Raw genomic sequence first — 7,954 nt, 5'->3', positions numbered from 1 at the left:
TCTCCGACGCCTGCCTGGACGATGCCCTTGACGCTCGCGAGAACGTCGACGACCCCTGCGCCCTTCTTCTTCACGCCGAGGGTGAGATGCCCCCTGCCCAGCGGGTCAGCATGTCGATGGCCTCCGCACGGTCGGCGGGGGACAGTTCCGCGATCGCGGTGCTGTGGTTGGCGTCGGGCGCCCACAGGAGGCGGGAGTCTCTGACGCCGGGCCGGAAGGACTCGGCGACCGAGGGGTCCTGGGCGCCGTTGACGAACAGCAGCCGGCTGCCGTGGCGGTGGACCCAGCGGTCGATGTCCGGCATGGCGTCACGATCGAAAGGCATCGGGATGTCGCGCGGTACGAACGTTCGGGGCTCGCCGGCGTCCGGGTACCGCAGGAGTCCGGACAAGTGTCGGGTTGGGAAAGTGACATACCCCAACTGGGTGCCCAGTTGGTAGAAGTAGGGGATGTAGCGCTGCAGTGCCGTGTCGGCGTAGAGGGCCAGGCCCGTGATGTCGTCCAGCCACGTGTACAGCTCGTCGGCACTGCAGTCCGACCCGGGTATGGCGGCGCGGTCCGCGACGGTATTGCGCTGCCAGAACATGAACGGAGCTCGCAGGACGGCGATTTCGAGGGCCTTGTCGGCGCTGCCGACGACGCGGAACGAGGTGTTGCTCGCGGCGGCCCAGGACTCGTAGCGGGCGACCAGTTCGGAGCGGCGCAGCAGTGCCTGCCGCTGCACGGTCCGCAGGGCTTCACGGCACTCCGCGTTGCCCACTCGCTCCAGGAACCGCGCGTAGGCGGTGTCGTCACGGTCGTCGACGTTGTTCGGGGCCGAGTAGGCCACCGTGCCGTCCACGTCACCGGGGTGGAAGCGGCGGTGGTAGACGCTGGTCATGCCGCCTTTGCTGCTGCCGGTCGAGATCCACGCGCCGCGGTAGAGCCGGCGGAAGAGGCGGACGACGCGATGGTGGTCGTCGGCTGCCTGACGGATGGTCAGCAGGGAGTGATCGGCGTTCGCCGGGCGTGAGGTCCCGAAGAAGCGGTGCTCGACCTGAAGCTGGTTGCCGCCCAGCAGCATGGTCGGTTCAGCCCGCCGGGGCGTGAGCGATGCCTCATAGCCTGTGCTGAACAGGACGGTGGGGCGGTCGACGGAGGTGTGGAGCAAGGTCAAGCGCTGCTCGAAGGTCCCGGCCGCGGGGTTGGTGTGGTCGGACGGCTGGAGCAGGCCGAGGACGAAGAAGCGGTACCCCGCCTCGGCACCTTGACGTTCCTCGATCACCCTCAGTCCCGGCAGGGCCTGCAGGGCGGTCAGGATGTCGCCGCGGAGGCGAGTGCGGGACCTCCCCGCAGCAATCGCGGGTGCGGCCGCCGTTACGGCGAGGCCCGCGGTCGCCGCCGAGGTCAGAAGACGCCGTCTCGTCCACGTGTGCATGTGATTCCTCCTGTGCGGCGGCCGCCGCGACGGCACCGGGTACCCGAGCGGCGCGGCGGTCAGTTCCTCGTCCTGCTAGCCGCTCCAGTACAGCGCTCGGGCGCCGTAGCAAGATCCCCCGCACGGGGAGACCTTCTCCCCCGCGCGGGGGAGATCTTCCGCGAGCCTCTCTCCGGCTCGTGACGCGGTAGCTGCTTCGGGTCGTCGAGGGCCAGGTCGGCGCACGGAGACCGTCTGATGTTCCTCAATGCGAACGGAGAGGATATTGGTCAAGCGTCACGGCAAGGAGGTGGCCAGTGGGCACCGTGATCGGTGAGGTGACACCGCTCGCACTGGGCATCGCGCTGTCGCCATTCCCGGTCGTTCCGGCGATTCTCCTGCTGCTCACCCAGCGGGCCAGAGCGACTGCCGGCGCCTTCCTCACGGGGTGGGCGGTCGGAATCGCTGTTGTCACAGCCGTACTCGCCGTTCTCGCCACCGGTATCGAGGTGCGCGAGGGCACCCCTGCCTGGGCATCCTGGACCAAGGTCGGACTTGGCGCGGTCCTCGTCCTGGTCGCGCTGTGGCAGTGGCGCTCAGGGAGGAGGGGTGCCCCGGCCTGGATGCAGGCTCTGACCGACGCCACCCCGGCCAGAGCCTTGCGGCTGGGGCTGCCTGCTGTCGGCCGCCAACCTGACGATTCTCCTGCTGGCTGCGAGGGCTGGGCTGACCATCGGTGCCGATGAACCGGGCCCGTCGACACCGTCACCGCGGTATTGGTATTCACGGCTGTCGCCGCCGCCACCGTCGCGCTCCCGCTGCTGCTGCACCTCGTCGCGGACTGCCCGGCTGGTGCAGGCCGACGAGGACACCGTCCGGGACGTGATCCACCGTTTCGACGAGATCGGCCTGACCCGTCTGGACCCTCGATGGGCGGGGGGCCGTCCCCGCCTGCTCACGCCTGACGACGAGGACTTCGCCGTCCAGACGGCCACCACCCGCCCGGCCGAGCTCGGCCAGCCCTTCACTCGATGGTCGCTGCGCGAGCCGGCCACCTACCTGCGGAAAGTGCACGGCCGGGTCATCCGCATCGGCCGTGAGGCGTTACGGTGCCTGCTCGCCCGCCGCGGCGTCATCTTCCAGCGCACCAAGACATGGAAGGAATCCCCCGACCCGGACCGCGAGGCGAAGCGGGACCGGATCGAGGAGGTCCTTGACCGCTTCCCCGGCCGGTTCTTCGCCTCTGACGAGTTCGGCCCACTCGGAATCCGGCCCACCGCAGGCTCGTGGTGGGCGGCCGGCATAGGCGCAGCGGTCCTGCCAGAGGTGGACAACGCGCGCCAACGGGGTTGTTCGCCTAGCCCGCGCCGTGTGACCCGACTTCGGCCGACCGTCAGCAGCGGACAGCGTTGCATGGATGGGTGGGATCCGGCCCTTTGGGGTCTGGCCGGTGGGGGAACCGCCTCGGTGATGTCCTTCACCGCCGCTGTGGTGTCGGCCGGGTGCCGGTGGCCATGGAAGCGGACCCGAGGGAGGGCCCAAGGCGGTGACGTGTGGCCGCGCCTCTTCGTGGCGGCTGCCGAAGCGGTGCTGGGGACCTTGGTGGCGGCCGCCGCGCACGAGCAGATCAGCGGCCCCTGGCCTGCCTTCATCTTCGGCATCGGCGGCCAAGCAGCGATCCGCGGTCTGCGCTCCGGTGTCGAAGTCACCAATGCCAGGGACTCCGACCCCCATCTCACGGTCCTCCCACAGCCCGCGCTTCCGCTGCAGGAGCAGCCTGCCCCGGCCCGGAAGAGGTCCGTGAAGACGCTTCCTGACACCCTGCTCGGACGCGCCGCCCTCGCGGCCCGCCCAACCCGGCCCTGGCTGCGCGTCCGGGCCTCCGGCAGGTGGAAGCGCGTCCTGCTGGCCGCCGGAGCCAGGGAGGCACCCATGTTGAGACCCGGCGCAGACCTGACCCGCGCGAACCTGAACGACGCGAACCTTGTAGGAGTCGCGTGGACCGAGGGGGCTCTCCGGCCCGACGGGGACTTCGCCCTGCTGGTGCAGGTGCGCTCTGACCGGCTCGACGACGGCACGTGGCGTGTGCAGGGTTCCGGCAACAGCGGTGCAGACCTCGAAGTACCGCCCGTTCCCGTGTCTTAGCGGGCCCTGATATCTGCGGCGTCAGCCTCCAGAGGACCTGCTAGGTCGGCCGCCGGCCGCTGTTGGCGACCGGCTCGCCGCCCTGCTCGCTGCGGCACACGCGATTCGCGCGCACACCGAACCCATCCGGTAAGCCGACTCAGGCGGGAGGCTCCTCGTCGGCGCGGCCCCCGGCTCCAAGGGTCCGCCGCGGGGCCGGAGCCGTCGCCGTGGGTCCCCCGAGCACGCCTCGGGCGCGCATCTCGGTAACGTCCGGGAGGTGGACGCCAGGCAATGCGTCGAGGAGGTCGGCCTGGGCGGCGCGTATGGTGTGCGCGGCCTGGGGACCGGAGCCAAGGATGCGGCGAGCTGTCACACCGTCATCGTAGGGGCGGCGTCGCAGCCGGCAGTGCTCGATCCAGGCCGGCGGGCGCGCTCACGGCTGGAGTAAGGGCGGTGAGCCATGATCCGCGGTCTGGCAGAGAGCCCAGGTCACTCGACACGTCGTCAACCTGTTGACCTCGCCCGCCTCAACGCCGGTGTGACGTGCCTTGGCCGCATGGTGCGTGGCCTGGCCCACCGTGGGCGCGCCAGCGAGTAATTGTCAATATCTGTGGATCCGTTGGGACGCTCTTGCCTTGATCAGCTGCGTCGGAGCAGTCGTGCTGCGGTCTGGGCCGGAGTCTCGTCGCTGGTGTAGATCGTCCGTGTCGCGACCAGCTGGGTGCCGGGGTCGTCGAGCCAGTGGGCGAGGAAGTCGTGTCCGTCGATGATCCAGGATCGGCCCTTGTCCGCCGTGCAGCGTCGCCGTAGGACGGTCAGTGAGATCTCGCGCTGGGTGGACGGCAGGACGCGGACCACGTCATGGCAGCGACCCAGTGCGGTGCGAACCATGGCCAGGTGCTGGTGGCCGGTGTAGCTGGTGTGACCTGCACCCAGCGCGATCACGGTGTCAGGGTGGTCGGCGACAGCACATGCCACGGCGTGTGCTCGGGCCGGTTCCCACTCGGCCTCGGCCGCGAGGCGCCCGATGACGGCGATGCGAGCGCGGAGTTTGGCGATGCTCCATCCCACCTGCGCATAGAACCCGTCCGCGACGGCATCCAGATCGACGAACGCTCTTTGCGTCCTTGCCGCGATCTCCCGGCCGAGTGTGGTCTTTCCGGCGCCGGCCGGGCCGACCAGAACCATCCATGGTGCCTGTGCGGGCGCACACTGGTTCACGCGGCGGTCACCTCACCGCGTTCAACGAGCTGACCGCGCTCAACGCGGGCTCCAGCGCTGACGAAGGCGACGAGCTGAGGGGCATTGAACGTTGACTTCGGCCTCCAGCGCGGCGGCCAGTATCCGCCGCCCTCGCGAACGATCTCATCGATCAGGTAAGAGCCGTTGACGGTGGTGCCGTCGTCGTTCACTACGCTAAGCACGGGCGCGCCTTCCCGACCCGCGCGGCAACGCGGTCCTACTCGATACCAGTCGATCGATCACTCGGGAAGGTACGCCCTCCCGAGCCCGATCCACAGGATCTGGGCATTGCTCCCCGGATCGCCGGCCTCCCGACCCGACCCCAGAACATCGTCAACTCCGGCCCCGTGCACCCGCACGACCGCCGTCCCGGGGCCCGCTCCGCAGCCGGGCGAGCCGACCACCGCCCTCTCCGCGCCCCCGGCCTCGGCTTCTTCGGCGGTATGAAGACGGCTCCCTGGCCGGGAAAGCGATCCTCGAGGCGGCGATGGATGCCCGCCCGGCGCCTGGGGCTCCCCGCGTGGTACTCCCCGACCAGTTGCAGCGCGAGCCCGGCGGTGCACTCACCAGGCACGGTCCTCTCCAGCGTGATCAACCCGAGGTTCATCCCGCCCTGCCGGCCGACCCGACGGCGCCGCTCTGCGACCGTGCCGGAGGTGTACGACCCGCGGTTCCGAGCCGGGCACACCGGTGTTCCCGGCCTCGACGGACGTGGCCGTCGGACGGCAGCGGCCGCTTCCGTACCTGGTCCGACCTCGGGTTTTGGACGAACATGCGAATCATCGCGGGATGGGAGGCGACATTTTGTGCATGTATCCAATATTCGTGGCGCAGCTCACGGGGGTTTCATTTCGGCCACACGACGAGATGCCGCTGCCGTCACCAGTGAGACTTCGACGACGTGAACCGCCACGGACAGCCCTGAGGCCGCCGACGACATCGTCGGATCAGGGATGGCCAGGCCCTTCTCGTTCACCTACCTCTTGAAAGGCAAGGCAGAGATGGCACGTGTCGTCGCCCTACTCTCCGGTCGCGGAGAACGGAGCACCCACCCGGTCGACGAGGTTCTTCCGGCTGCCAAGCTCGCGCTCTACGGATTCCAGCACGTGCTGGCGTTCTACGCTGGCGCGGTGATCGTACCGATCATCGTGGGCGGTGCGCTGAAGCTCAGCACGGAACAACTGGTCTACCTGATCAACGCGGACTTGTTCACCTGTGGAATCGCGTCCATCATCCAGGCATGGGGGATCGGCCGGATCGGCGCACGGCTGCCCCTGATCCAGGGCGTGACCTTCACCGCCGTGTCGCCGATGATCGCCATCGGGCTCGGTGCCGGGGGCGGTACCGCAGCCCTGCTGGTGGTCTACGGCGCTGTCATCACGGCAGGTCTGGCGACCTTCGCCTTCGCCTGGCTGCCCGCCAAGGCGTTCAGGACGGTGATGCGGCTGTTCCCGCCTGTGGTGACGGGTACGGTCATCACGGTTCTCGGCATCGTGCTGGTTCCGGTGGGCCTGAACGACGCCGCCGGAGGGCTCGGCAGCCCGGATTTCGGTGACCCGAAGAACTTTGCCTACGCCGGTGGCACGATGCTCTTCATCCTCGTTCTGATGAGGGTCAGCAAGCAGTTCCTCTCCAGCATCGCGATCCTGCTCGGCCTGGTCGGTGGCACCGTCGCGGCCTACCTCCTCGGAGACGTGCACTTCGGGGACGTGGGCAGAGCGGACTGGATCGGGGTCACGACGCCGTTCCACTTCGGTATGCCGAAGTTCCAGTGGTTCCCAATCCTCCTCATGCTCATCGTCATGCTGATCACCATGGTCGAGACGACCGGCGACACCTACGCGGTCGGCGGCATCGTCGACAAGAAGGTCGACAGCGAAACCGTGGCACGTGCCCTGCGCGCCGACGGCGCGGCCACAGCCCTCGGCGGCATCCTCAACTCCTTCCCGTACGTGGCGTTCGCGGAGAACGTCGGGCTGGTTCGGATGACCAAGGTCAAGAGCCGGTTCGTTGTGGTCGCCGCCGGCGTTTTCATGATCGTCCTGGGGCTGCTGCCCAAGGCCGCCGCTGTTGTCGCCTCGATACCGAACGCAGTGCTTGGCGGAGCGGCGACCGTGATGTTCGCGATGGTCGCCCTGGCCGGCATCCAGACACTGGCCAAGGTCGACCTCAGAGAGGAGAAGAACGCGCTGGTCGTGGGTGTGTCCCTGGCCTTCGCCCTACTGCCGGCCACGGTTCCGGTGCTCTTCGAGAAGCACATGAACGCCGACCTCTCCTCCCTGCTGAACAGCGGTGTCACGCTCGGTGCGACGGCTGCCATCGTGCTGAACCTGATCTTCAACGGGCTGGCCAAGGATGAGGGGCCCGTGGCAGTCACCCCGACCGATTCGGGTCAGGCCGCGACCGAAGCCGTCTCCGCGCCGACCGCCTGACCCCTGCTACCTCCCAAGGGGTGCCCCGGCCGGGCCGCTGCCCGGCCGGGGTCACTGCCGTCGGCGTGCGACTCTTCCGCCCAGCCGCGGATGGCAGGAGCCAACTGCCCTGCTGGGGGGCTGAAGATTCCGGCATCCACGGATCAAACGCCAGCTCCGGGATGGGACGACGGGGGAAAACGACCTCTTGGCTCTGTCACGAGCCAGAAGCCGGGAAGTCTCCGAAGAAGCCGTAGACGCTCTCGATCCGGTCGGAGGCGCCGAGGGTGGTCACATCCATGCCATGCATCGCGCATTGCCCGTCGACCCGCACTTCCCAGAGGTACCGGCACATTCGATTGTGTCCGTCAACTCCGCTGACACGGTGATACGTGGCCGTCGGCACTTTCACGCGTGTGCCCCGAATCAGAGTCTCGAGCTCGTCGGGGCCCACGGTTGTGTTCGCCGGATCGATGAAGAGAACGTTCTCGGCCACGGACAGGTCAAGATGCCGACGGATGCGGCTGGGGTCTTGCTCGCTCCAGGCGGCCAGATACGAGGCGAAGGCTGCGGGTTCCCGGGTCATGGACACCCCTCCACTTACAGACAGCTTGCCGGTTTCCCGTGCAGACACGAGTTACCGACAGGCAGTCTGTAAAGTTGGGGGGGCATGGCGACCCAAGAAGAGCGCAGGCAGGCCACTCGGCGCAGGATCGTGATGGCGGCGCGGGACCTGTTGGCCGATGACGGCATCGAAGCGGCGACCACGGAAGCGCTT

General features: G+C 68.5%; 6 protein-coding genes and 1 pseudogene. 3 read left to right on the top strand and 4 right to left on the bottom strand.

Annotation, left to right across the window (positions count from 1 at the left end):
- Positions 1–70 precede the first annotated feature (70 nt).
- Positions 71–1,417, bottom strand: coding sequence for a S28 family serine protease (locus MXD57_RS30820; protein WP_250405500.1), 1,347 nt, complete (start codon positions 1,415–1,417; stop codon positions 71–73).
- A gap of 296 nt (positions 1,418–1,713) precedes the next feature.
- Between MXD57_RS30820 and MXD57_RS30815 the strand changes: the two genes are divergently transcribed.
- Together MXD57_RS30815 and MXD57_RS30810 are read left to right on the top strand one after the other, a co-directional pair.
- Positions 1,714–2,142 carry a GAP family protein gene (locus MXD57_RS30815; protein WP_250405498.1) on the top strand — a complete coding sequence of 143 codons (429 nt, stop codon included), beginning with the start codon at positions 1,714–1,716 and terminating at the stop codon, positions 2,140–2,142.
- Between the two features lie 97 nt (positions 2,143–2,239).
- A pseudogene (locus tag MXD57_RS30810) lies at positions 2,240–2,695 on the top strand (helix-turn-helix domain-containing protein); the annotation flags it as partial.
- 1,467 nt (positions 2,696–4,162) lie between these two features.
- On the opposite strand, the gene MXD57_RS30805 reads toward MXD57_RS30810, so the two are convergent.
- Both MXD57_RS30805 and MXD57_RS30800 read right to left on the bottom strand, forming a co-directional pair.
- On the bottom strand, positions 4,163–4,744 hold the full coding sequence (locus MXD57_RS30805) for a shikimate kinase (protein WP_250405497.1): 582 nt from the start codon (positions 4,742–4,744) through the stop codon (positions 4,163–4,165).
- Positions 4,741–4,935 (bottom strand): hypothetical protein, encoded by a 195-nt coding sequence (locus MXD57_RS30800; protein ID WP_250405496.1) that lies wholly within the window; start codon positions 4,933–4,935, stop codon positions 4,741–4,743. Before MXD57_RS30800 ends, MXD57_RS30805 begins: the two co-directional genes overlap by 4 nt.
- 783 nt (positions 4,936–5,718) lie before the next feature.
- Between MXD57_RS30800 and MXD57_RS30795 the strand changes: the two genes are divergently transcribed.
- Entirely contained in the window at positions 5,719–7,197 is a 1,479-nt protein-coding gene (locus tag MXD57_RS30795) for a nucleobase:cation symporter-2 family protein (RefSeq protein ID WP_250405495.1), read from the top strand.
- 196 nt (positions 7,198–7,393) lie between these two features.
- Here the strand turns inward: MXD57_RS30795 and MXD57_RS30790 are convergent, their stop codons facing one another.
- Positions 7,394–7,762: a nuclear transport factor 2 family protein gene (locus tag MXD57_RS30790; protein WP_250405494.1), complete on the bottom strand. Its 369-nt coding sequence runs from the start codon at positions 7,760–7,762 to the stop codon at positions 7,394–7,396.
- Positions 7,763–7,954: the final 192 nt, after the last annotated feature.

The organism is Streptomyces cellostaticus, from assembly GCF_023630175.1.
Classification (GTDB): Bacteria; Actinomycetota; Actinomycetes; order Streptomycetales; family Streptomycetaceae; genus Streptomyces; species Streptomyces cellostaticus_A.
Note: the sequence above shows the minus strand (reverse complement) of the source record. Positions and strands in the feature narration are given on the sequence as shown.

What these genes read in the sequence shown, in the direction of transcription:
- MXD57_RS30820 (WP_250405500.1), bottom strand. Translation starts at nt 1,417, where the DNA reads ATGCACACGTGGACGAGACGGCGTCTTCTGACCTCGGCGGCGACCGCG.
- MXD57_RS30790 (WP_250405494.1), bottom strand. Translation starts at nt 7,762, where the DNA reads ATGACCCGGGAACCCGCAGCCTTCGCCTCGTATCTGGCCGCCTGGAGC.
- MXD57_RS30795 (WP_250405495.1), top strand. Translation starts at nt 5,719, where the DNA reads ATGGCCAGGCCCTTCTCGTTCACCTACCTCTTGAAAGGCAAGGCAGAG.